The 23,407-nt window shown below is 60.3% G+C and carries 24 protein-coding genes and 2 pseudogenes; 15 read left to right on the top strand and 11 right to left on the bottom strand.

Annotation, left to right across the window (positions count from 1 at the left end; all coding sequences use genetic code 11):
- The first annotated feature begins 216 nt into the window (after positions 1-216).
- The 4 genes from ACOYW1_RS30510 to ACOYW1_RS30495 all read left to right on the top strand — a co-directional run bounded on the left by ACOYW1_RS30510 (position 217) and on the right by ACOYW1_RS30495 (position 3,851).
- Positions 217-1,104: an ABC transporter permease gene (locus tag ACOYW1_RS30510; protein WP_482420927.1), complete on the top strand. Its 888-nt coding sequence runs from the start codon at positions 217-219 to the stop codon at positions 1,102-1,104.
- Positions 1,101-1,895 (top strand): ABC transporter ATP-binding protein, encoded by a 795-nt coding sequence (locus ACOYW1_RS30505; RefSeq protein ID WP_482414500.1) that lies wholly within the window; start codon positions 1,101-1,103, stop codon positions 1,893-1,895. The genes ACOYW1_RS30510 and ACOYW1_RS30505 overlap by 4 nt, the downstream gene beginning before the upstream one ends.
- A 21-nt stretch (positions 1,896-1,916) precedes the next feature.
- Entirely contained in the window at positions 1,917-2,471 is a 555-nt protein-coding gene (locus tag ACOYW1_RS30500) for a hypothetical protein (protein ID WP_482420926.1), read from the top strand.
- A gap of 390 nt (positions 2,472-2,861) precedes the next feature.
- On the top strand, positions 2,862-3,851 hold the full coding sequence (locus ACOYW1_RS30495; protein ID WP_482420925.1) for a 4Fe-4S binding protein: 990 nt from the start codon (positions 2,862-2,864) through the stop codon (positions 3,849-3,851).
- Positions 3,852-4,206: 355 nt separating this feature from the next.
- Here the strand turns inward: ACOYW1_RS30495 and ACOYW1_RS30490 are convergent, their stop codons facing one another.
- The 6 genes from ACOYW1_RS30490 to ACOYW1_RS30465 all read right to left on the bottom strand — a co-directional run bounded on the left by ACOYW1_RS30490 (position 4,207) and on the right by ACOYW1_RS30465 (position 9,092).
- Positions 4,207-4,380 (bottom strand): hypothetical protein, encoded by a 174-nt coding sequence (locus ACOYW1_RS30490; protein ID WP_482420924.1) that lies wholly within the window; start codon positions 4,378-4,380, stop codon positions 4,207-4,209.
- A gap of 119 nt (positions 4,381-4,499) precedes the next feature.
- Positions 4,500-5,111, bottom strand: a complete 612-nt coding sequence (locus tag ACOYW1_RS30485) for an MBL fold metallo-hydrolase (protein ID WP_482420923.1) — start codon at positions 5,109-5,111, stop codon at positions 4,500-4,502.
- 6 nt (positions 5,112-5,117) lie between these two features.
- Positions 5,118-6,020: a DUF3141 domain-containing protein gene (locus tag ACOYW1_RS30480; protein WP_482420922.1), complete on the bottom strand. Its 903-nt coding sequence runs from the start codon at positions 6,018-6,020 to the stop codon at positions 5,118-5,120.
- Positions 6,014-7,237: a DUF3141 domain-containing protein gene (locus ACOYW1_RS30475; RefSeq protein ID WP_482420921.1), complete on the bottom strand. Its 1,224-nt coding sequence runs from the start codon at positions 7,235-7,237 to the stop codon at positions 6,014-6,016. The genes ACOYW1_RS30480 and ACOYW1_RS30475 overlap by 7 nt, the downstream gene beginning before the upstream one ends.
- Before the next feature lie 202 nt (positions 7,238-7,439).
- A complete protein-coding gene (locus tag ACOYW1_RS30470; RefSeq protein WP_482414495.1) occupies positions 7,440-7,910 on the bottom strand; it encodes a universal stress protein in 471 nt (156 codons plus the stop codon).
- 108 nt (positions 7,911-8,018) lie between these two features.
- A complete protein-coding gene (locus ACOYW1_RS30465) occupies positions 8,019-9,092 on the bottom strand; it encodes a formylglycine-generating enzyme family protein (protein WP_482420920.1) in 1,074 nt (357 codons plus the stop codon).
- Positions 9,093-9,488: 396 nt separating this feature from the next.
- Between ACOYW1_RS30465 and ACOYW1_RS30460 the strand changes: the two genes are divergently transcribed.
- From ACOYW1_RS30460 to rocF, 4 genes are all read left to right on the top strand, one after another.
- Positions 9,489-9,689, top strand: coding sequence for a hypothetical protein (locus tag ACOYW1_RS30460; RefSeq protein WP_482420919.1), 201 nt, complete (start codon positions 9,489-9,491; stop codon positions 9,687-9,689).
- On the top strand, positions 9,677-9,841 hold the full coding sequence (locus tag ACOYW1_RS30455; protein ID WP_482420918.1) for a hypothetical protein: 165 nt from the start codon (positions 9,677-9,679) through the stop codon (positions 9,839-9,841). Before ACOYW1_RS30460 ends, ACOYW1_RS30455 begins: the two co-directional genes overlap by 13 nt.
- Positions 9,838-10,569, top strand: coding sequence for an ornithine cyclodeaminase family domain (locus ACOYW1_RS30450; protein WP_482420917.1), 732 nt, complete (start codon positions 9,838-9,840; stop codon positions 10,567-10,569). The genes ACOYW1_RS30455 and ACOYW1_RS30450 overlap by 4 nt, the downstream gene beginning before the upstream one ends.
- Positions 10,570-10,690: 121 nt before the next feature.
- Complete coding sequence (gene rocF / locus ACOYW1_RS30445) at positions 10,691-11,443, top strand: arginase (protein WP_482420916.1); 753 nt, start codon at positions 10,691-10,693, stop codon at positions 11,441-11,443.
- A gap of 16 nt (positions 11,444-11,459) precedes the next feature.
- Here rocF and ACOYW1_RS30440 read toward each other — a convergent pair whose 3' ends face one another.
- From ACOYW1_RS30440 to ACOYW1_RS30430, 3 genes are all read right to left on the bottom strand, one after another.
- The gene (locus tag ACOYW1_RS30440; protein ID WP_482420915.1) at positions 11,460-11,993 is read right to left on the bottom strand and encodes a dihydrofolate reductase family protein; all 534 of its coding nucleotides are present in this window, start codon (positions 11,991-11,993) and stop codon (positions 11,460-11,462) included.
- A gap of 362 nt (positions 11,994-12,355) precedes the next feature.
- Positions 12,356-13,762: a M14 family metallopeptidase gene (locus ACOYW1_RS30435; RefSeq protein ID WP_482420914.1), complete on the bottom strand. Its 1,407-nt coding sequence runs from the start codon at positions 13,760-13,762 to the stop codon at positions 12,356-12,358.
- Positions 13,756-14,610: a D-alanyl-D-alanine carboxypeptidase family protein gene (locus tag ACOYW1_RS30430; RefSeq protein WP_482414489.1), complete on the bottom strand. Its 855-nt coding sequence runs from the start codon at positions 14,608-14,610 to the stop codon at positions 13,756-13,758. Before ACOYW1_RS30430 ends, ACOYW1_RS30435 begins: the two co-directional genes overlap by 7 nt.
- 429 nt (positions 14,611-15,039) lie before the next feature.
- Here ACOYW1_RS30430 and ACOYW1_RS30425 point away from each other — a divergent pair, with 429 nt between their 5' ends.
- The 4 genes and pseudogenes from ACOYW1_RS30425 to recD2 all read left to right on the top strand — a co-directional run bounded on the left by ACOYW1_RS30425 (position 15,040) and on the right by recD2 (position 18,508).
- Positions 15,040-15,750, top strand: coding sequence for a septal ring lytic transglycosylase RlpA family protein (locus ACOYW1_RS30425; protein WP_482414488.1), 711 nt, complete (start codon positions 15,040-15,042; stop codon positions 15,748-15,750).
- Positions 15,751-15,879: 129 nt separating this feature from the next.
- Positions 15,880-16,320: a D-glycero-alpha-D-manno-heptose-1,7-bisphosphate 7-phosphatase gene (locus ACOYW1_RS30420; RefSeq protein WP_482420913.1), complete on the top strand. Its 441-nt coding sequence runs from the start codon at positions 15,880-15,882 to the stop codon at positions 16,318-16,320.
- A 12-nt stretch (positions 16,321-16,332) separates the two neighbouring features.
- Positions 16,333-16,908: pseudogene (locus tag ACOYW1_RS30415) on the top strand (YrrC family ATP-dependent DNA helicase); the annotation flags it as partial.
- A gap of 19 nt (positions 16,909-16,927) precedes the next feature.
- A complete protein-coding gene (gene recD2 / locus ACOYW1_RS30410; protein ID WP_482420912.1) occupies positions 16,928-18,508 on the top strand; it encodes an SF1B family DNA helicase RecD2 in 1,581 nt (526 codons plus the stop codon).
- A gap of 16 nt (positions 18,509-18,524) precedes the next feature.
- On the opposite strand, the gene ACOYW1_RS30405 is transcribed toward recD2, so the two are convergent.
- On the bottom strand, positions 18,525-18,959 hold the full coding sequence (locus tag ACOYW1_RS30405) for a DUF1178 family protein (protein ID WP_482420911.1): 435 nt from the start codon (positions 18,957-18,959) through the stop codon (positions 18,525-18,527).
- A 440-nt stretch (positions 18,960-19,399) separates the two neighbouring features.
- On the opposite strand from ACOYW1_RS30405, the gene ACOYW1_RS30400 reads away from it, so the two are divergent.
- The 3 genes and pseudogenes from ACOYW1_RS30400 (at position 19,400) to ACOYW1_RS30390 (ending at position 21,808) form a co-directional block, all read left to right on the top strand.
- Positions 19,400-20,032, top strand: a complete 633-nt coding sequence (locus tag ACOYW1_RS30400; protein WP_482414485.1) for a TIGR04211 family SH3 domain-containing protein — start codon at positions 19,400-19,402, stop codon at positions 20,030-20,032.
- Between the two features lie 137 nt (positions 20,033-20,169).
- Positions 20,170-21,402, top strand: a pseudogene (gene nadB / locus ACOYW1_RS30395) (L-aspartate oxidase); the annotation flags it as partial.
- A 121-nt stretch (positions 21,403-21,523) separates the two neighbouring features.
- Positions 21,524-21,808 carry a hypothetical protein gene (locus tag ACOYW1_RS30390; RefSeq protein WP_482423857.1) on the top strand — a complete coding sequence of 95 codons (285 nt, stop codon included), beginning with the start codon at positions 21,524-21,526 and terminating at the stop codon, positions 21,806-21,808.
- Positions 21,809-22,515: 707 nt separating this feature from the next.
- Here ACOYW1_RS30390 and ACOYW1_RS30385 read toward each other — a convergent pair.
- On the bottom strand, positions 22,516-23,382 hold the full coding sequence (locus ACOYW1_RS30385) for a TSCPD domain-containing protein (protein ID WP_482420910.1): 867 nt from the start codon (positions 23,380-23,382) through the stop codon (positions 22,516-22,518).
- Positions 23,383-23,407: the final 25 nt, after the last annotated feature.

The raw sequence follows: 23,407 nt of genomic DNA, 5'->3' as shown, positions 1-23,407 counted from the left end.
CGGCGGCCACAGGTGAGCCACCTTGAAAGCAGGTTGCGGATGCGTTTTGCCTGGTTTCCTGGTCAAATCACATCCGCCTTTAAAATAAAACTCACCAAAAAGATTTTTTTAAAACCTGTTTGTTAAATTTTTTAAACATTTAGCCCCCGGCAGGGCCGCCGGCGGCAAAGATGGGCTGAATCGTTACACCAACCCACACGCAACTGGATAGACGAAATGATTGAAGGTATTTTTGTTGAGGGCCTGATCTACGGGATCATGGCCCTCGGTGTGTTTTTTACGTTCCGGATCCTGGATTTTCCGGATCTTACGGTGGACGGCTCCTTTCCCCTGGGCGCCGTGATCATGGCCATGTCCATCCAAAAGGGAATCTGCCTGTCGGCGGGGATCCTCCTGGCCTTTTCCGGCGGGGTGGCCGCAGGGGCTGTCACGGCCCTCATCCACAACAAGCTCAAGGTGCCCCACCTGCTGGCGGGGATCCTCACCATGACCATGCTCTACTCGGTGAACATCCGCATCCTGGGCAACCGGGCCAACCTGCCCCTCATGCGCAAGGAGACCCTCCTCACCAAGGCCACGGCCCTTACCCAGGGCACCCTCTCCGAGGCGTGGACCCTGCTCCTCTTTTTCGTGCTGGTGGTGCTGGTCATCAAGGTGCTTTTGGACCTCTTCTTCCTCACGGATATGGGCCTCACCTTCGGGGCCATGGGAGGCAACCCCCAGATGGTGATCTCCCAGGGGGTCAACCCCGCCACGTACAAGATCATCGGCGTGGGGCTCTCCAACGGGCTCGTGGCCCTGTCCGGAGCCTTTGCCGCCCAGTACCAGGGATTTGCCGACGTCAACCTGGGCCAGGGGATCGTGGTCTCGGGCCTGGCCTCGGTGATGCTCGGGGAATTTCTCATCCGCTCCAACCGCATCTCCATGCTCACCCTGCGGGTGGTCATCGGCGCCATCTTTTACAAGGCCATCATGTTCCTGGGGCGCTATTACGGTTACACCATCCACCTCACCCCCAACGACCTGAAGCTTGTCTCCGGCGTCCTCATCATCGGCGCCCTTGTGATTACCCAGATGAAAAAACCGGCAAAGGGGGCCAGATGATCTCCGTAGAAAACGCCACCCTCACCTTCAACGCCGGAACGCCCAACGAAAACCGGGTCTTCGACGCCCTCAACCTCTCGGTGGACAAGGGGGACTTTGTCACCGTCATCGGCAGCAACGGGGCGGGAAAAAGCACCCTGTTCAACCTCCTGGCCGGAACCGTGACCCCGGACGCCGGTCGCATCGTCTTAAGCGGCAAAGATGTCACCAAGGCACCGGAATACGTCCGCGCCAGGACCATCGGCCGCATTTTCCAGGATCCCCTGGCCGGCACCGCCTCCAACATGACCTTGGAAGACAACATGATGGTCTGCCTCAAAAAAGGGTTCAAGGGACTCCGCATCAGCCTCAACCGGGGGCGACGAGAGTTCTTCAGGGAGCAGCTCCGCTTCCTCGACATGGGCCTTGAGGACCGTTTGAAAGATAACGTGGGGCTCCTCTCCGGTGGCCAGCGCCAGGCCCTGACCCTTCTCATGATGGTGCTTTCGCGTCCCGAACTGGTCCTTTTAGACGAACACACCGCGGCCCTGGATCCCCGCAATGCCGACATCGTCCTTTCACTCACCACCCATTTTGTGAAAGAATACGGTCTCACCACCATGATGGTGACCCACAACATGCAGCAGGCCATCAACCTGGGCAACCGACTCCTCATGATGGACGCAGGGGACGTTGTTCTGGACATCCGAGGTGAGGAGAAAAAAGACCTCACCGTGGACAAGCTGGTGGCCATGTTTTCTGAAGTCCGAAACAAAACATTCACAAGTGACGAAGCCCTTTTGTCCCGCTAACAGCACAAACGGAGCCCACACATGACCTCACTCGGACGCGCTTTCCTCTCCCTTGCCGCCCTGCTCTTGTTCACTCTTCCCGCCCACGCCTTTGACGGCGCGGACTACCTGCTGGGAAGTAACGACACCGACCGCACCCACAAGCTGGCCATCGGGATGCGGGTCCACGACGAGATCAAAGCCATCCCGGAGCTTCCCCATGACCAGGGGGACCTGAGCTGGCTCCTCGCCTATGAGTATCACTCCAACGTCGCCTACTGGCAGCTCGCCCTGGGCTACACCCCGGAGAGCAACACGGACAGGGACGCCGAAGTCTTCACCCCCCAGGTGAACCTGATCTTCAAAGAGAGCATCTACCGGCTGGGGCTGGGGGCCTTGACAAGCTACGTGGATGAAGACGGAGAGACCGACTGGACCGACGTGTACTGGCAGGCCATCGCGGGCATCGAAATCTCCCTGGGCACCAACGCCTCCATTGGCCTTTTCGGCTGCTACGTCTTCAACAAGTGGGAGGACATCACCGACTCCGGCGACAACGGCCTGGCAGGCAACCTCCTTCTCTCCTGGGCTTTTTAAAAAAGCAGGCCTCCGGCGGCGATTTGCCCCTGGTTCCCAAGGGCAAATCGCCCAGGTGTTATTCCAAGCCCTCCTTTCCTGACCTAAGTCAATGACAGAAGCCCCCACTGTGTTAAAAAACGACATCAACAACATGACGCCACATTCGGCCACCTGTTCCATCCACCCTGTATCCCCGGACAAGGAGGGATAAGCGCGGATGTAACAGGTCCATGGGTTGCCCCGAGATGTCGCCATCCCGACAGCCCCTTTTGCCTGAGATGTGCTATACACCCTCTACGTGCCACCGCCTTCAAAGGGTGCTTGATTGTCCCGGGATCCCCCGGCACCATCTGCACCCGGCCGGGGCCGATTCACAAAAGAACCGATCAACCCGAGGTAACCAGGTCCATGTTCAGCCGCATTTCCCCCCGTCGTATGTCCCAGCTTTTTTTTCTGTCCCTTACCCTTTTTATCGGATGGCGCTTTGCCCTCTGGGCCGCAGCCCTTGCCCAGGGCAAGATCCCGTCCGTCACCCGGCCTCCTGCGGTGGACGCCTTTCTTCCCATCAGCGGCCTGCTGAACCTCAAGTACACCCTTGCCACAGGCACCATCCACGGAGCCCATCCGGCGGCCCTGCTCCTCTTCCTTGCCGTGTGTGCCTCGGCCCTGCTCGTAAAAAAAGGCTTCTGCAGCTTTGTCTGCCCCGTGGGCTTTGCAGGAGAAATGGCCGGCAAGCTCGGACGCAAGGCAAACCTTGCCCGGCCCCTGCCGCGGTTCCTTGATCTGCCCCTGCGGGGCATCAAGTACCTCCTCCTCGGCTTTTTCCTCTGGACCATCCTCGTCAAGATGCCCGTGCCCGCCATCCGCGGCTTTCTCTCGGGCAGCACCAACCTCACCGCCGATATTCGCATGTTCCGGTTTTTCGCCCACCCATCCACGGGCTCGCTGGTCACCCTGGGCCTGTTCCTTGTGCTGCCCGCCCTGATCAAAAACGGCTGGTGCCGCTACCTCTGCCCTTACGGGGCCCTCCTTGGCCTCCTCAGCGTCTTCAGCATCCTGAAGATCCACCGCAGCGAAAGCGCCTGCACCCATTGCGGACGCTGCGCAAAGGCCTGCCCCTCTTCCCTTGCCGTGGATCAAAAAAAGGTGATGCTCTCCGACGAATGCACCGGCTGTCTTACCTGCGTGACGAGCTGCCCGGAAAAAGAGGCCCTGCGCCTCTCCACCTCCCCATCAGGCACGCCCTGGTCCCCAAAGGCCGTTGCCCTTCTCATGGTGCTGCTCTTTTTCCTCACCGCAGGGTCAGGCCGCCTCTCCGGCAACTGGAAAAGCCACACCTCCGACAGAACGCTCAGGATGGAGGTCATGAAAATGAACATGCCCGAGAGGCGGATGTAAGCGTTACAGAAAAAGCCTCCGGCGGCCCTGCCGGGGGCCAAACTTTTGCCAATTTTATGCGTTGGGTTTGACAAACAGGTTTTCAGGAAATTTTATCTCTGCTCTGCAAAAACCAATTTCGACATGTGCATTCAGAAACATCGTAGCCTGTTACTTCGAAGCCAGTGAACCAGCCCGCACATACCATCAGCGTTTATATCGGGCGAAGCCCGAGTCGAAGGCCCTTGCGCTTTGGCCCGAGGAACGAGGGACAAAACGCAAGGGCAGTAAGCTTTCGAGGTGTTTTCGCTATAGTGGCTTCGCCACCCTCGCCGCCGGAGGCACGCTTTTTGTTTTTTAATGGATCATGACAGCATCAGGAGAGAGGGCCTGTGTGCCGGCTGGCATTGCCGACAAACCCTTTGATGCTGTTTTGGAGGTAGAAAAGCTCCCGAAGCCTCAGGGGCCCTTCCATGTCGAGGAAGGGCAGCACCAGAGGGTCGGTCTCCAGGATGGATTTGAGGACGCTCAGCTCCAGGTCCGCGCCCACCTGTCCCCGGCTGATCTCCGAGGTCGGTCACCAGTCCCACAGCCGCGCTCCCGTGCTGCCAGAGCACCCGTTCCCCGAACTCAAAGCTGCCGTAGTGGCCGTAGCAGAGGCGCTCGGGTTTAAGCTCCATGAGGGTCTCCAGGCTTTGCAGGGAGATATCGTAATAAAAGGGAGGCGGGGTGGAGGGCCGCATGTAGGAGATCCCCGAGCAAACAAGCCCCGGCAGCCTCTCCGGTGAACAGGTAGCGATCCGTCTGGTAGCTCACGTGGTGGGAGGCATGGCCCGGGGTGGGCACGGGCATCACCGAATTGGACATAAAGCTCTCGGCGGGCACAAGCCTGCTTTCGGACACGGGGCGCACCGGTCCGTACTGCACGGCGGTCTCCCCCAGGACCTTGGCCGTGCTGAGTTCCAGTTGATGGGGATTCAGCAGATGGGGGATCCCCCGGCTGTGGCACACCACCTGGGTCTCCGGACACTTGCCATCTCTGCGGCCCCCGGATGGTCCTATATGCACATGGGTCAGCAGGATATAATCCAGGCGGCTCACCCCAAGGGATTCCAAGGCCTTGACCAGGGCCCCTGCCGTCACCGACGGGCCGGTGTCCACCAGAAAGGTGACGTCCCCCACATAGATCCAGGCGGAGAGAAAGCTCTCGTACCCGGCGATGGGGGGATTGAGCCCCACCATAAAAAGGTCATCCGATACTTTGTACAGGATATGTTCCATAGGCTCTCACAGGGTTTGCCGGTCCTTGAGCAACTCTTCCAGATGACTTAGCAGGCGCTTTGCGGCCGGATCCTCACCACCCGGGCCCTGAAGGCTCGCCCGGAATATGGTCAGGGCGGTGAGGCGGTCTTCCGGGGTGCGGAGCAACTCCGGCAAGGTGCTGATGGCCAGCTCCCGGTTGAAATTCAGCAACTGAACCTGCTCACCCACCACCTTTTTGGCCTCCCGTTTGGTCATGTCCTGAAGGTGTTTGCGCCCCTTCATCAAGGCTTTGAGGGTCACCAGCTCCTGCTTGTCCACCACCTGCTTCACGCGGCCCAGGGCCACCAGCCCGCGCATCAGCCCCTGGAAAAAGCCCCCCTCCACCATGCGGGAGATCCAGTGGTCCCCGCCGTTCTCATCCAGGGCCCCGACCCCCACATCCAGGGGGGTGTCCGGCATATCCACGGCTTCCTGAAAGAAAAAGTGGGCCATGGGGTTGTCGTACATGCTGTAGAAGAGGAGTTCGCAGGTGCTGTCTCGAAGGTCCCGGTATCCGTCGAGGAGTGACACCAGGGCATCGGAACACGCACGCTCCACCTTGCGGAAGGTGTTGTCCGCCGGGGCCTCCATGCGGTGCTCCCGCACATAAGGGGTCCAGGCGCTTGCGGCGCGGGCCGCGGGGTTCATGCTGGAGACGGCATAGAGCCGTTGCCTCAACGGGGAGCTCTCCCGGATCAGGGTGGCGGTGAGTTCCGTGCCCCAGGGTTTCATCAAGGGACTCACAGCGGATTCGTAAAGTTCGGCGATCATCTCCGAGGTCTTGCGCACATGCTCAAAGGGCCGGGCGTTATAGTCACCGCCCCCCCCATGCAGATGGGAGAGGTCCCGCACCTCGAAGCGTGCCTCGCCGTCCTCCTTAATCACCATCTCATAGAGACCGGGGCAAGGCGCTTGGCACTCAGATAGCTCGAGTCAGCTCTGTGCTCCCGCTCCACCACCTTCCGCGAGACAAAGATGCCCAGGTGCCCGACCTCCTCATGGAGGAGATACACAATGATCTGGTTGCGTGCCTTGATCTCCTCCACCGAGCCCCAGACCCGCTCGATCCATCCCAGGGCCTGCTCGGGTGGGGTGATGTTGTCTCCCCTGGAGGCAAACAGGATCACCGGGTCCTTGAGCTTCCTCAAATCCACGATCTCGCCGCTGCCCCCTTCCACCTGCCCCTCTTCCAGGCGATTGCCCACAAAAAGGTCCCGGACCACGAACTGGATCTCCTCCTTGGTCATGAAGACAAACCCGTTCCACCACCGTTCGAAGAAGATGTACCGGTCCCTTTCGGTGTCCACCGACTGCCAGAGGTTGTAATCCTTTTTCCAGAGGCTGTTGGAGGGGTTGAGGTCTTCAAAGCCCCAGACCAGCTGGGCCCCGTCAAACAGGCCGTTGCCCAGGTCCGCGGAGAGGGAGGCCAGCCAGACCCCGCCGAAAAGTCCCCCGCGGTAACGCATGGGATTCTGGGTGTCGCGCCCCGCCCAGTAGGAAAGGGGTGACCCGTTAAGAATCAGGGGACCTGTGATGTCGGGACGGTCCGCGGCGATGAGGGCGGCGGCCCATCCCCCCTGGCAGTTGCCGATGATGGCCGGACGTTCCGCCTCGGGGTGGAACATGCGGATCACTTTCAGAAATTCAATATGGGCCTTGAACACATGGGCCAGGGTCTGGCCCCGCACCGGCTCCTGGGTAAAGATAAGAAAATAGACGGGATGGTTCTTGCGCATCACCATGCCCACCTCGGACTCTTTGCGAAACCCTCCGATGCCGGGGCCGTGGCCGGCCCTGGGGTCGATGATCACCACGGGCCGCGCGTCCGGGGCAATCTCCTGCCCCTCCTCAGGGGTGATGCGAGCCAGGGAGTAATTCACGGGATTGTCCAAGTCGCGTCCGTTGAAGATCACCTCGTAGTCAAAGTGAAGCACCGGGGGCAGTCCTTTGCGGTTCTCCTCTATAAAATTGTCGCCCTGCTCTCTTTTGGTGTCGAGGAAAAGGGTCATGCGCTGCCCGAAATCGATCTGGTAGGCAAGGGCCTCCTGCATCAGGGCGGCCCCTTCCGAAAACATGGGCATATAAGCGGTAAAGGGGTTTTCCATGGGTACCTCCCCTGAAAAAAACAAGTGGGTTGTGTGTTGGGGTGACTCATGTCTCAGTGACACCGAGGGCGTGGATGGGCAAAAAACTCTCCGGCTGCTGAGGCCGATGGGAAGACAAGGGCATGGGGCGAACGCCAAAGGGGCGTCTCAGGTATGACTCAACGGGGTCGCGGGGTCGGCCTGCAAAGAGCCGCAGGGGGCTTCAGGCGTCTTTTTCCGAGGGCCGGGCAATCATCACCGAACAGCTGGCCTTGTGGGCCACGCGTTTGGCGATGCTGCCGAAAATCACCAATCCCATGCCGGAAAGGCCATAGGAGCCCAGGACGACGAGGTCGCAGCCCGACTCGTCCAAATGGTTGAGGATCTCCGTGGAGACATGGCCGTCCAAAACCACGTACCGGACCTTCACCCCCCCGGGGATGGTTGCGGCATAGTGCTTCTGGAGCTTCTCCTCCACCTGGAGGACCAGGTTGCTGTCCACGCTGTCGTCAAAGGTCACCGAGGTGAACACGGGGTTATCGAAATCCGTCACCACGGGGTTCACAGGGGGCGGTACCACGTGAAGCACTTCCAGGACCGCATCAAATTTCTTTGCAAGGGTTGCAGCGGTGCGAACCGCCACATCGGCGTTTTTGGAAAAATCGGTGCAGCACGCAATGGTCTGGAAGGTCATGGTCCCTCCTTCATGTCGGCACGGCGGGCCGAAGGGATTCGGCGTGAACCGGCATCGTTGGTGAGGTATCGAGGATGGGCTATATTATAAAGGAGTTGGTAAGGCAAATCAATGTGTATCCCCTGCATGCATCGCCTCCCTTTCCAGGAGAAGCCGAAAGCCCACGTCATCGGCTGAAAACTGCGCTGAGGCAACGGGACGGAGAACCATACCGGCGTCCCCGGGGGCGTCGGCCCATCCTCCCCCCACAATCAGGCCGGGGGAACCCCCGTTGCCGGGATCACCCAGCCACTCCCAGACATTGCCCACCATGTTCACCAGGGCCACGGCCCCGGATCCGGCGGGCCTGGGGCCGCACCGATCGCACCGGGCACCGCCCTGGATCCATGCCCCGCAGGGATATCCCTCGTACCCCACGCAGTTGTTCCCCGAAAGGCAGGGTGTTTCCGGCCCCGAAAGGGTTAGAGCCCGTTGCCACTCCCCGGAGGTGGGCAGGCGGAACCGCCCCAGGCCCATGATGTTCATGCGGGCCACAAAGGTATCGACCTCACGACGGGTAACGCTCTCCACCGGGCAATTGTCTCCGCATGCGATGAACCACGAGGGGTTGTACCCCATCACCATGCGCCACTGGGCCTGGGTGACCTCACTGGCCTGGAGGTAAAGCGGAGGGGTATCCTCCCCGGGAATCCTCACAAACACCATGCCCGGCATCACGGCAACCGTTGCCTCCGGCTCCCCGGCCACCCGCACCCGGGCGCCTGAGGCAAGGGCGGCAAGACGCTCTTGGGCGGATCGCTGCCGGTCTGCATCCCGCTGGGAGAAAAGGACCCTGCCGGTGCCCAGGTCCACCACCTCCAGGAAAAAATCGCCCCGGCTGCCGGTGCCTGCCCAACGTCCCCGGGCTCCGAGTTCGGCCTCAAACACCTCCCCCACAAGGGCCAGGCAATCGGCAACCGAGGCCTCGTCCTCGCCACAGAGCCCCAGGGCAGCGTTCACCCCGTCCCCTTCAAAGAGCCGAAACCCACGGGCCAGATGGGTCACCAGCATCTCCTGGAAATAGGAAACCTCTGCCTCGGGCCTGCCCGGAGCGTCAAAGGGAAACACCACAAGCCCCTGCCCCAGGGCCTGGGAAGCAAAGGCCAGAAAAACCCAAAAGGGAACCAAACGGACCATCGTCATCGCACCCTCCCGGCACGAAACATGTCATGAATCCGATATAAGATGACTGAGAAGTAAATGAAGGGCGACTTGCGCCCCGATCAAGTGGGGGGAAAACTGAGAATCCGAACAGATACGTCGCAACCGGGAAACCCCGGCCGGAAAGGGGCAGTGCCCCGTACACCGTAAGACAAAAACCAGGCAAGCAATGCGTAAAAAAAGAAGACAAGAAGTCCTTTTATTATGACTCAACGTTTCGAAATGTCAACAGATGGCATGGGGTCTTGCGCCCCCTTTTTCGTTTTCCGTGCCGATAACCGGTGGTATAGTGAGGGATCATCACCACCGGTGTCACGCGACGCCACCCCTTCCGATCACCTGAGCATGTCAACCGCCATCCCAACGAGCGAGGCAGCCATGGATCTTATCCCCCCTTACATCCCCCCGGACTTTTCCGCAGAGCCCCTGGCCTCCGCCCCGGTGATCACCACGGAAAAGGCACCCGCCCGCATCCGGCGTCTTGCACGGATTTTCATGCCACCAGCAACCACCCCGAATACGTCCACGTCGCCCCGGGGACCTGGGTCCTTTTGCACAAAAACCGCATGGACACGGTGATTCGAATGGACGGGGAAACACCCGAGGCCGTGGAGGCAAGGCGACTGAAAAAAGGGGACAGGGTGGTGGTGGGCCGGGGAGAGGAGGGGAGAGTGTCGATATCATACTACTGTTTGCAAGGCAGGGGCCGTCCAAAAAATTCGCCTTCATGACCAGAGGCAGCCGGGAGACCCCCTTCTCGCGAAGCTACGATCACCTCTACGACATCCTCCGGCACGAAAAAAAAGAGGGGTTCATCACCTGGGTGCTGGGCCCGGCCGTGGCCTTTGACAAGGACAGCAGAGACGCCATGGCAGGGATCATCCGGGAGGGATACTGCCACGCCCTCATGGCCGGAAACGCCCTGGCCACCCACGACATGGAGGCCGGTGTCTACGGCACGGGCCTGGGCCAGGACATCTACACCCGGGAGCTCAAGCCCCTGGGCCACTACCACCACCTGGACCTGCTCAACAAGGTGCGGAGAACAGGCTCCATCCCCGCAGCCCTTGAAGGACTCGGCATCACCGACGGCATCATGCACGCCTGCGAAACCTGCGGGGTGCCCTACGTCCTGGCCGGATCCATCCGGGACGACGGCCCCCTGCCCGAGGTGGAGACCCACACAGGCAAAGCCCAGGACCGCATGCGGGTCTTTGCCGCCCAGGCCACCTGCGTCATCACCCTGGCCACCCAGCTCCACACCATCGCCTTCGGCAACATGACCCCGTCCTACCGGGTCCTGGACGACGGCACGGTGCGCCCCGTCTTTTTCTACGTGGTGGACATCAGCGAGTTCTCCGCAGACAAACTGGCCAACCGGGGGTCGGCTCAGTCCACGGCCATCCTCACCAATGTGCAGGATTTTATGATCAACCTTGCCAACAACCTGATCCCATGAACCAGACCATCCGCATCATCGGCGTCCCCATCGACCTCGGCCAGCCCCGCCGCGGGGTGGACGCCTGGCCGCCATCAGGTACGCCGGCCTTGCCGAGCACCTCGCCCGCCTGGGCTACCACGTGGAAGACCGGGGCAACATCCACGTGCCCGTGCGGGACACCGTGCCCGAGGTACAGACCGTGGCCGAAATCGCCCGGACCTCGTCGGCCTGCTACGACCAGGCCCGCAAAGCCATTGAAGACGACACCATCCCCATCTTCCTGGGCGGGGACCACACCATTGCCGTGGGGTCCGTGGGGGGCGTCACCCACGACGCCCCCTGCGGGGTGGTGTGGATCGACGCCCACGCCGACTTCAACACACCGGCCATCTCCCCCTCGGGCAACGTCCACGGCATGAGCCTCTCCATCCTCCTTGGCAACGGCCATGAGGCCCTGGTCTGTTGCGGGCGCAGCGGGGCCAAGATAAGGGCCGATCAGGTGGTCCTGGTGGGCATCCGCGATCTCGACCCCCTGGAAAAAGAGGTCCTTGCCCGCTCGGGCATCACCACCTTCACCATGCGGGACATCGATGAGATGGGCATGAGCCGCGTGGCCCGGGAAACCGTCTCCCGCCTCTCCCACCTGGGACGCCTCCACGTGAGCCTGGACATGGACAGCCTGGAACCCGCCGGTGCCCCTGGGGTCGGCACCCCGGTGCCCGGAGGCCTCACCTACCGGGAGGCCCACCTGCTCATGGAGATCCTGGCCGACTCCCACCTCCTGAGCTCCATGGACATCGTGGAGATCAACCCCATCATGGACACCTCCAACCAGACCGCCACCCTGGCCGTTAAACTGGCCGTCTCCCTCTTCGGCAAACGTATCCTGTAAGGCTGACGTAAAAATCTTATCGCTTGCGCCGGTAAAGGGTCTGCACCAAGGCACCCAGATGGACATCGGTGCGCACATGCTCAAAGGCCATGGCCTCGGGAAGGTCACCGAACAGCGGGGTGCCGCCCCCAAGCAATACGGGTACCGTGGTCAGGGTCACCTCATCGACGAGGTCCTCGTTCAGGAACCCCTGCACGGTCTTGCCGCCGTCGATATAGAGGTGGCCATGCCCCCTGCCGTGAAGGGTCTTCACAACCTCTGCAAGGGCGCCTCCAACCAGCTCGGCCTTCCCCTCGTACCCCCTCGGCAACGACGTAAGGGTACGGCTCAGGACATACACCGGTTTGCTGTACGGCCAGTCGCAGTCAAAGCCGCAGACCACCTCAAAGGTCCGTCGCCCCATGACGATGGCGTCGATGCCCTCCATGAAATCCGCCCACCCGAAATCCAGGTTGTCCGGGTTGGGCACGGACTGCAGCCAGTCCAGCCCGCCGTCCCTGTCCGCAATGTAGCCGTCCAGGCTGATTCCTATGTACACACTGATTGACATCGCGGCCTCCTGTATTGAATGAGTGCCGTGCTGAATGACTGGACCCCATCGGCCAACATGACGACACGGGAAAGATACGGTTATGGGAGTGATGACGAGAGAAGAGAAACAAGGCAGGGTTAAGCAGCTGAGTGTCAGCTATGAAAAACAGCCTCCGGCGGCCCTGCCGGGGGCCAAACTTTTAAAAAGTTTGATAAACAGGTCTTATGAACGTCTCGGCTCCGCTGAACGTTATCAGCGAGCCGACGGTTATAAATGTACGGGCATGTATCGAAAAGCGGCCCGCCTGGGGCAAGCCGAATGGGCACAAGAGAAAAAAGCCTGCGAGCACCCCAAACAGGGCCCCGCAGGCTCACCTGTGATTACACGCCATGGGCATCATGGGGAGCGGTCCCGTCGTCGAGTTCTCCCACGAGCTTTCCGGAAGGCCCCTGATCCCGGGTATTTTCCTGCCTGGCCAGGGCCTCCTTGGAGAAATCCACCAGGACCATGCCGGAGAACTTCTCCTGATTGTAGAACTCCACCCGGTAGAGCATGCCTGCCTTGTCCACGGAAAAACGGCGCTGGATGTTGCGCTGGGAGATGGGAATCCCGGATTCGTTGCGGATATTCTTCTGGGTAAAGCCGATGACGTTGACCCTCAGCCCGGAGGTGGGGTCCACGGTGAACTCCTCCCGCACCGGGACAATCTCCCCGAAGGCCACCTGCCTGCTCACCCCGTCCACGGTCATCTGAACGGAATCAACCGAGGTGTCGTACTCGAAATACTCCGGGTGCAGCCAGGTAACGCGCCTGTTTCCGTAATAGATCCGAAACCCCTGGCCGGTATCCACGGCGGCCATGAGGGGATTGCTCGGCGAGAACTCCATGGGGTTCTCTTTTTTCAAGGGGATGTACCGCAGGTTGTTCCGTGCGTTTTTGACGTCCAACACGATGCGTTTGTCGTTGAGGGCAAAGCTCACGTTGTCGTTGATGGCGTGCTTCACCCCGGCAGAGGTCAGGTCAAAGCGCCTCTGGTAGGTGATGTCGAGCTCCTTGAAAAAGGACTCGATGGCGCGGATGTGGTAATACGCCCGCTCATGGGTGGGCAATGACTTGCTGGCCTCGATGCCGAAGGCGGGCTTGTTGTTGCGGATGGTAAAGTAGGTGAGGGTCTTGGCCATCTCCACGTTGCCTTCACGGGTTCTGGTGTTCATGAAGGTGTAGGTGTGGGACGGATCGAGAAGGGCATTGTTGACCTTTTCAACCGTTCGGGTCGCCATCTCCGAGAGGTTGCCGAACCGAACCCCCTCCAGGGCATCCTGGTCCGCGATAACGCACTGCCCCCAGCGGTTGGGGTTGCGCAGTCTGTCGATGTACGTGTCGCGGTAAAACCCGCTTCCGTCATGGAGGTTCAGCACCAGGTCCACCTCATCGTTTAAGATGAGTTTCTTGATCTTTTCGATGGTGCCGTATTCCGGGTCGCTCTCCTTGATATCGGCGAACTTGCGGTTCAGGTCCCCGTAGACGCCTCTGGAGCGCTTGATGATGCTGAGGAAATTGAGGTTGGGAACCACCCAGACGCTGCCGGAGGTGATGGTGTAATGGGTGGTGATGATGGACGCGGCGTTGAAGCCCCCCGGCTCGTCGCCCTGGATGCCCCCGACAATGAGGATCGTGTTTCCGGGAACCCCGGACTCCATCTTGTGGACGGAAAATTCCAGGGATGATGCAAAGGCCGCCGACGTTGATACGATGGCGCAAACGACTAGTACGATGAATCTCAGCATGATTGCAACTTTACCTTAATATGCCATGGTTCAAAACGGACCCCGAGGTAATTCCCTTTGCTGTACCGGAGTTTGATGTAGCCCAAATCTTCGAGTTTTTTGTAGATGGGGGTGTCCGTGAACTTTTCCGTAAAATTGAGCACCCCGAACCCGACCTGACCGACATCAAAATCGCCGACGCCGTGGAAGGAGTATCCCGGGGGAGCCAGGGAGCGGGAGGCCAGGGAAAGGTTGCCGTCGTTGCTGTGGGCTTTGCTCAAAAAGAGCATGAACTGCTTGGTGACGCTTCGCAGGCCCGAGGTGAGAATAACGTCATCCCCGATGTCTTTCTTGATTTTCTTGTACATCTCAAGGGGCAGCCCCTTATACAGGTAGTTTCCCGTGTAAGGAATCTTGACGGCTTTGGGTTCGTCAATGGTGTCGGTGAGGTTCTTCAGGGGCTTGTCCCCCATGAAGCCGTAGAGAAGGCTGTCCTCATAGAAGATCATCTCCATGAAGTCCAGCTCCTTCTTGGTGAACCGCCCCACGCTTGTGTAGGCTTTGGCCGTTTTCACGGCACCATCGAAACTCAACAGGGCAAAGTGACCGTGCCCCACGATGCGTTGGATACGTTTCAGGCGACTCAGGGCGCTTTTGAGGGTCACTTTCTGATCGGCACGAAGAAAGATATCTTCGGTGTGCTTTTCGTCAAAATTCTCAATCTTATTCAGGTAATCCTTGATGTACCGGTCATCGATGGGCTGCACCTCGTCTTTGAACACGGACATCCACGCAGCGTAAGCCGGTGACGGGACCATGGACCCAAGGGTACCTGCGGCAGCAAGCCTCAAAAAATCTCTTCTGTTCATAATCACCAGAAAAATAAAACGTTAGTATCACTGCCGACGCGCCATGTTTCAGCCCGCCCCACAGCCTTTGCCGACAGTGTATAATTGCGTATCAACCTACCATAACACGTCCCCCGGATCAAACCTGCCACAAGAAAATCCAGTCGAAACCAAGGGGACTTTGCATGCCTTCATGCCACTGGAAATTCAGCATTCGCACACACGGATTCCGCCTCATTTTTTCCGCCTTATCCGCGTCGCCGTGTTTTCCTTTCCGAACGGGGCCTGGCCCTGTCTTCTTCCCCCGGGTATAAACCTGTGATATGACCCTTCTGAGATAAAAGCCCGGGCAGAAACACCTCCCATGGGAAAAAGGATTCCCCGCACGCCCCAGCGCCCGACACAACCACACGGTTTCCATCACGTTCCGAATCTCCAAGGAGTCACCATATGAACCGCACCGAACACGCTCTTCTCACCCTGTTCCTTGCAGCGCTCCTCCTGCTGACCTCGGCATGTGCCACCAAACAGCCCGCGCGGACCGCCGGCGCTCCCCGTCCCTACAAGGTCCTGGGCAAATGGTACCAACCCCTGGCAACGGCCGACGGGTACGACGAGGTGGGCATCGCCTCCTGGTACGGCCCCAAGTTCCACGGCAAGCCCACGGCAAGCGGCGAGACCTACGACATGCACGCCATGACCGCCGCCCACAAGACCCTGCCCCTGGGAACCATGGTCCGGGTAAAGCACCTGGGCAACGGCAAAACAGTCACCTTGAAAATCAACGACCGCGGCCCCTTTGTGGGCAAGCGGATCATCGACCTTTCCAACAAAGCGGCCCATGCCATCGGCATGGTGGGCACCGGCACGGCCAAGGTACGCGTCACGGCGCTGAAGCCCAAAAAAACCGCTGCGGCTAAGCCCCTTACCCGGGGTGATTTCGGTGTCCAGGTCGGCGCCTTCAGCAGCCGGAGCAATGCAGAGGCTTACGCAGCCCGCCTTACCGACCGGTACAGCCTCCTTCCCGTCAAAGCCATGGAGGGGCCAGACGGCCTCAACCGGGTGGTGGTGGGACACCTCCTCAACCGGGAAGCCGCCGTGGACCTGAAACTCCGCTTAATGGAAGACGGCTTTACGCAGGCCTTTATCCTCTCCCTATAGGACAGATTCGCATGCCCATCACCACCGTATTCATCGATCGCGACGGGGTCATCAACCAGGACTCCCCCGACTACATCAAAGCCGTGGACGAGTTCCACTTTCTTCCCCGAAGTCCCGAGGCCTTTGCCCTTGAAGGCCCACGGCCTCTCGGCCATGGTCATCACCAACCAGTCGATCATCGGACGGGGCTGGGTGACCCGAGAGACCCTTTCGGCCATCTTTGACAAGATGACAGCGGGCATTGAAGCGGCCGGGGGCTCGGTGGACGGCATCTTTTTCTGCCCCCACACCCCGGACGACGGCTGCGCCTGCCGGAAACCCAAGCCCGGCCTCATCTACGACGCCTGCAACACCCACGGCATCGACCCCGCCTCCTCGGTGATGGTCGGGGACAGCGCCAAGGACGTCCTCTGCGGAAAAGCCGCCGGGTGCGCGGCCACCGTGCTCGTACGAACCGGAAACCCCGACAAAGCCCTGGCCGCACTGGACGCCGAAGGCCAGCGCCCCGACCATGTGGCAGACACCCTCTTCGACGCGATCCGCTGGGTCTTAGACACCTTGGGCTCGTAGCAAGGCAGCTCCATGAACACCATCACCCTGTCCGGACGCATCAAGCGCATCCGCTACCGAAATGAAGACAACAGCTACACCATTGCTGACCTTGTCACCGACGACACCGGGGTCACCATCACGGTGGTGGGGACCCTTGCGGGCATCGACCTGGAAGACCGGCTGCGCCTGTCCGGAACCTGGGAGAAACACCAGCGTTTCGGCGATCAGTTCCGCATCAGCGAGTATGAGCTGATCTTTCCCGAGACCGGGGAGGAGATAAAAACCTACCTCAAGCGCCTGGGGGTCAAGGGCCTCTCCACCCCCAAGATCCGAACCCTGGTGGAACGATTCGGCGCCGAGACCTTAAGCGTCATCGAAACCTGCCCGGAGAAGATAACCGGCCTCAAGGGCTTCGGCAAGAAGACCATGGAGAGCCTGCGCGAGGCCCTCACCCGCCAGATGGAGGTCAAGCGCCTCATCGCCTTTTTAAAGGAACACGGCATCCCCGTGTCCCAATGCGCCCCCATCCACAAACGGTACGGAGCAAAGGCCACCGAGTGCATTAAAGACAATCCCTTTACTCTACTCTTCGACATAAACGGCATGGACTTTAACACCGTGGACCATGCAGCCCTCTCCCTGGGGATCGCCGAAGACGACCCCAGAGGTCCGGGCCTGCCTCCTTTTCGTGCTGGAGCAGTTCACCTCGGACGGCCATGTCTTTGCCCCGGCAGGCAGCCTCATCACCCGCTGCATGGAGCAGCACCACATGGAACACGAGCCCCTCACCGCGGCCCTGGAAGAGCTCAAGGCCAAGGGGCGCGTTGTTTCAGAGCCCCTGGAGCGAAACGGCGAAGCCATCCAGGCCGTCTACCCCAAAGAGCTGTTCCGGGCCGAAGAGGGCATTGCCCGGCGCCTGGCCATGATGCTCTCCATGCCCGAAGAGGCCCCTGCCATCACCCGGGAGGAGATCCTGGAGACGGTGCTGTCGCGGCTGGCCATAAAACTCTCCGACGAGCAGCTCGAAACCCTGGAGGAGATCCTCTGCCACCGTGTGGCCGTCATCACCGGGGGCCCGGGCACGGGAAAGACCACCCTGGTACGCTCCATCGCGGCCCTGTGCGACCACCTGAACCACGAGACCGTCATGGCCGCCCCCACGGGCCGGGCCGCCCGACGCATCACCGAGGTCACCGACAAAAAAGCCTCCACCCTGCACAAGCTCCTGAAATACGACTATGCCACCGGTGCCTTCGAACACAACCGGGACAAGCCCCTTTCCGGCGACGTCTTCATCATCGACGAGGTCTCCATGGTGGACACCCTGTTGATGCACCGCTTCCTGGACGCCGTGCCCGTTGAGGCCACCGTGGTCTTTGTGGGGGATATCTTCCAGCTCCCCTCGGTGGGGCCGGGCAACGTCCTGTCGGACCTCATCGCCTCGGACCGCCTCAAGACCTATGCCCTCACCCGCATCTTCCGCCAGGCCCAGGAGAGCCCCATCGTCATGAACGCCCACAAGGTCCGCACCGGGGAATTCCCGGATGCTCACCCGGAAGAAGGCAAGGGGCCTTCGGAGTTTTACTTCATTGAAACCGGTGATCCGGTGAAGGTGATGCAGCGGGTGGTGGAGCTCTGCGCCAAGCGGATCCCGGCCACCTACGGCTACACGCCCCTGGAGGAGATCCAGGTGCTGACCCCCATGCACAAAGGGGACGTGGGGACCATCAGCCTCAACGTGGCCCTGCAGGAGGCCCTGAACGAAACCGGAGATGCCCTCCAGTCCCTCGGGCGCACCTTCCGCGAAGGCGACAAGGTGATGCACCTGAAAAACAACTACGAAAAAGAGGTCTTTAACGGGGATATCGGGATCATCTGCGAGGTGAACAAAAAAGAGAAGACCCTGAAGGTGAATTATGAGGGAAGGAAGGTGGCCTATGAGACCGAAGAGCTGGACGAGCTGACCCTGGCCTACGCCATCAGCGTCCATAAATCACAGGGTTCGGAGTACCCGGCGGTGGTGGTTCCCGTCACCACCCAGCACTACCCGCTGTTGCAGAGGAACCTCCTCTACACGGCCATGACCCGGGGCAAAGAGCTGGTGATCCTCATCGGCACCCGGCGCGCCGTGGAGATCGCCCTGTCCAACAACCGGCCCAACATGCGCTGCTCCCACCTGGACCGACGCCTGGCCGGGATGGCGTAAGGGCCATCACCGGAAGTCAGGCGTCTTCGGTGCCTTTCTTGGCGGGAAGGGGGACCTTGAACAGGGGGACGCCCTCTTTTTCGAGGACCTTTTCCTCTTCCGGGGAGCTCACCCCCCGGATGTTCCGGGGCTCGGAGACGCCGTAGTGGATCTTCAGGGCTTCCTTGGCAAAGTTGGCCCCCACGTCGTCGAAGTTCTGCTCCATGAACTCCACGATCTTGGCGCTGACGTCTCCCACGGCCAGGCCGCTGCTCTGCCGGGGACCCGACGGGGCGTTCACCGCCTTGGGGATGGCAAAGGTGCTGGGAACGATAAACACGTTTCTGTTGTCGCAAAAGGGACAGGTAACCAGCCCCTGTTTCTGCTGGTCTTCAAAGGCTGTCTTGTCGTCGAACCACCCTTCAAAGGTATGTCCGTTGGCACACTGCAGGTCAAGTGATCCACAGATCATCACCGGTATCGATGGGATCGCTAATGATCAAAATATAGGGTTTACGCGGAATCCGGCCGTCATGGAACGGGTATACATACCATACTTGAACCATGGGTAAACAGTGATTTTTTCCTTCCAATGGGGCGGTGAGTTTGTATATGGTAAACCATCCCGAGGGATGGGAACCACACCGCCCAGGTGACGATACGCCATCGCCACGGGAGATAATGTTTTAGTTAAATTGGGATGTCCATCTGGACCGATTCAACGGTTCACCAGGGGAACGGAAAAGGCGGGTTGCGCCCATGCACCTTTCCGGGCCCCTTAAATATTGACAACACCGGAACGCCTATCCGAACCATGAACCCGGAAAGGGCTGCGACGTCACTTTCCGAAGGTCCCGTTCCAATGCCCCTCACGTGCTCTTGATTCAGGGGCCCAACGCGCAGGAGTCAACCATGAAAATCAAAGCTCTCATTACAGCTTGTCTGCTCTTTTCCGCGGCCCCGGCCGCAGCCCAAACCCTGTACATCACCGACCGTATCAACGCGACCTTTCGGGGCGGCCCGGGAACCGAGTACAGCATCCTGAGGGGACTGCCCTCGGGCACGGCCGTGGAGGTCGTCGAGGACGGAGAAAAGTGGACCCGTGTCACCGTGGACGGAGAGGCCGAAGGCTGGGTCCTGACCCAGTGGCTGGTCCCCACCCCCACCAAAGGTGTGCTCCTTGACAAGCTCCAGGCCAAGCACGACCGGGTCCTTAAGTCCCGCACCGAGCTGAAGGGCCAGCTGGCAGAGCTGAAGAAAGAGAACAACGAGCTGAAAAAGAACCTGACCGATACGGAAAAACGCGCCGCCGAATCCGGCCAGGCGTATCAGGAGCTCAAAAAGAAATCCGGCAACTTCCTGCAGCTGGAAGAGGACTACAAGGAGACCAAGAACCAGCTGGCCAACCTCTCCAAAAAGGCGGACATCTTAAACGACCGCCTGGCCAAGAAGAACATGATCTGGTTCCTGGCCGGAGCCGGGGTCCTGCTCGTGGGCTTTATCATCGGCTCCAGCTCCCGAAAGAAGAGAAGTTCATATTATTAATGTAGGGGATGCGTCCCGCCCGGGACTGCCCGCCACGGGACCGCCCCTTTTCAAAGATGTCCATGGGGCCTCTGCCGGCCGTGCCCGGATAACACGCATCGCACAGCGTCACGATTTTCATCGTTACCGAGGCCTTTATGAACATCACGTCTGATTTTCTCGTTATCGGGTCCGGCGTCGCCGGACTCACCTTCGCCCTGAAAGTCGCCGAACACGGCACCGTCACTATCGTTACCAAAAAGGCGGTCTCAGAAAGCAACACCGCTTACGCCCAAGGGGGCGTAGCCGCCGTCCAGAGCGACATCGACTCCTTTGACCTTCACATCAAAGACACCCTTGACGCCGGAGACGGCCTCTGCAACCGGGACGTGGTGGACATGGTGGTCACCCAGGGCCCCGAACGGGTCAAGGAGCTCATAGACCTCGGAGTCAAGTTCAGCCTCTGCGACGACGACGCCCACAGGGCGCCCGGCACCGACTACGACCTGGGCCGCGAAGGGGGTCACTCGGAAAAAAGGGTCCTCCACGCAGAGGACATGACCGGCCGGGAGATCGAACGCGCCTTGGTGGAACAGGTCCGCGCCACCCCCGCCATCACCCTCCTGGAAGAGCACATTGCCATCGACCTCATCACCGTCTCCACCCGGGTGAAAAGCGGAATGATCACCACCACGAGGGACACCACCTGCTGCGGGGCCTACGTCCTGGACAAGGACGCCGACACCGTCAAAACCATCGCCGCCAAGGTGACGGTCCTGGCCTGCGGAGGCTCGGGCAAGGTCTACCTCTACACCAGCAACCCGGACGTAGCCACAGGGGACGGCATTGCCATGGCCTGGCGGGCAGGGGCTTCCGTGGCCAACATGGAGTTCATGCAGTTTCATCCCACCTGCCTCTACCACCCGGAGGCCAAGAACTTCCTCATCTCCGAGGCCGTGCGCGGGGAAGGGGCCGTGCTGAAAAACGAAAAGGGCGAGTGCTTCATGGAGAAGTACGACCCCTTGAAAGACCTGGCCTGCCGGGACAAGGTCTCCCGGGCCATCGACTCCGAGCTTAAAACCAGCGGGGCCGACTCCGTGTTTCTGGACATCTCCCACAAGGACCCCGCCTTTGTCAAAAAACGCTTCCCCAACCTCTGGCGTCAGGGCCTGAAGTTCGGCTTCGACATGACCAAAGACCCCATCCCGGTGGTGCCGGCCGCCCACTACATGTGCGGCGGGGTGGCCACCGACCTGGACGGGCGCAGCGACATCAAGCACCTCTACGCCATCGGGGAAACCGCCTGCACGGGCCTCCACGGCGCCAACCGCCTGGCCAGCAACTCCCTGCTGGAAGCCCTGGTCTACGCCCACAACGCCGCGGCCAGTGCCATCGAAGACGCAAAGGCCTGGAAGGCATCGGACGTCCAACTCCCCCGCTGGGACGACGTGGGCGCCACCGACAGCCAGGCGAGCCGTGGCTTCATCAGCCAACCGCGCAAGCCGCCGCTTCATGTGGAACTATGTGGGCGTGGTGCGCTCGGACAAGCGCCTCTCCCGGGCCCTGAACCGCATCGAAAACATCCAGAGCGAGATCCGGGAATACTACTGGAACTTCCGCGTCACCGCCGACCTCATCGAGCTGAGGAACATCGCCGTGGTGGCCGAGCTCATCATCCGAAGCGCCATGAAAAGGCGCGAATCCCGAGGGCTCCACTACACCATCAACTGCCCCGAGAAAAACGACGCCGCATGGCTGCGGGAGACGGTGCTGAAACGCACCCTCACCAACATATAAGACAGGAACAACGTAACTGTTCAGCTCAAACAAGCCTCCGGCGGCCCTGCCGGGGGCCAAACTTTTGAAAGTTTGACAAACAGGTTTTAAGCAAGCCTTTCCAGGCTTCGCCGAAATAGGTTCGGCTTTTTCGCTCCATTGGGAATGTTTTTTACGGTGCTTTTTTCGTAAAAGCGCCCCCGGCGGCAAGCTGGACAAAAGATAAAAAGGGCCATGGAGATCACCTCCATGGCCCTTTTGTGTCTGATTCGTAAAAATGACTTAACAGCCTGTTGCCTGACATTCTGCAGGGTGTGCTTGCGCACCATCTGTTCGGAAAACCGACGCCTTTTGCCATGTCTATGCTGCGTGAAGGTCACCCGTGCATGGGGCTTCATGACCGTTACGATCCTTCGGCGGTGCGCAAGCGCACCCTACCTCACATCCCCTGCACCGTCGGCAGCGCGTTACATTCTCATAGGGGCTGTTCCCCAGGAATCCGCGTGTGCCGGCCCCCTACAAGCAACGACATCGTATCCTCTTACGTCGAAGCATGTGATGCCGCCCGCACAAATCATCAGCGTTTATGTCGGGCGAAGCCCGAGCCGAAGGCGATTGCGCATTTTCCTGAGGAACGAAGGAAAATACGCAATCGCAATAAGCTTTCGAGGTGGCTCACCTCGCCGCCGGAGGCAGGCTTTGCCCATAGAAGGCAGGCTTTCAACTCATTACCCGCACTTGGTGTACCCGCAGAGGTGGCAGGTGACGCACCCTTCTTCGTGGGCCATGGCGCCGCCGCAGTCCGGGCAGGGGTCATCGATGAGGGAGGGCTCCACCTTGACGCCGTTTGCCGGGCCTTTGCCTTTGAGGTAGCGTTTCTCCAGCACCCGGCCGATGGCATCGGGGATGGAGAGGACCCGGCCCCCTTTCTGGAACACGGCGTGCTCACCGCCGATGCCTTTCACCTGGTGGACGATCTCGGAGACGTCCACCCCGGAGCGAAGGGCCAGGGAGATGAGTCGACCGATGGCTTCGGTCTTGGCCGTGGTGGATTTGCCGGACTTACCGATGGTGGCAAACACTTCAAAGGGGCGGCCGTCCATCTCGGTGACGGTGACATAGAGCTGGCCCATGCCGGTGCCGATCTTGGAGGTGAAGCCTTCCAGGATCTCGGGGCGCTCCAGCACCCTGTGGGAGGGCTCGGCCGGGGCCGCCTCTTTTTTGGCGTCGGAGACGGAGAGGACCTGGTTTTCCTTGCTGCCGTCCCGGTAGATGGTGACCCCTTTGCAGCAGAGGTCAAAGGCCATGTCGTAGATGTCTCGCACCTCGTCTTCGCTGGCCTGCCTGGGCAGGTTCACGGTTTTGGAAACGGCGTTATCCGTGTGGTTCTGGAAGGCCGCCTGCATGCGGATGTGCCACTCCGGGGAGACGTCGTGGGCGGTGACGAACACGGCCCTTACATCCTCGGGGATCTCTTCCATGTGGGCGATGGTGCCGACCTTGGCGATGCGGGCCATGAGCTCGTTGCTGTAAAATCCCCGGGCTCGCGCCGTGGCTTCGAACAGGGGGTTCACCTCCACGAGCTTCGTCTCCATCCGTCGCCCGGCGCGCACGAAGGCG

Source organism: Desulfoluna sp. CYM3A (genome assembly GCF_056829965.1).
This window is presented reverse-complemented; position numbering and strand designations above follow the sequence as displayed.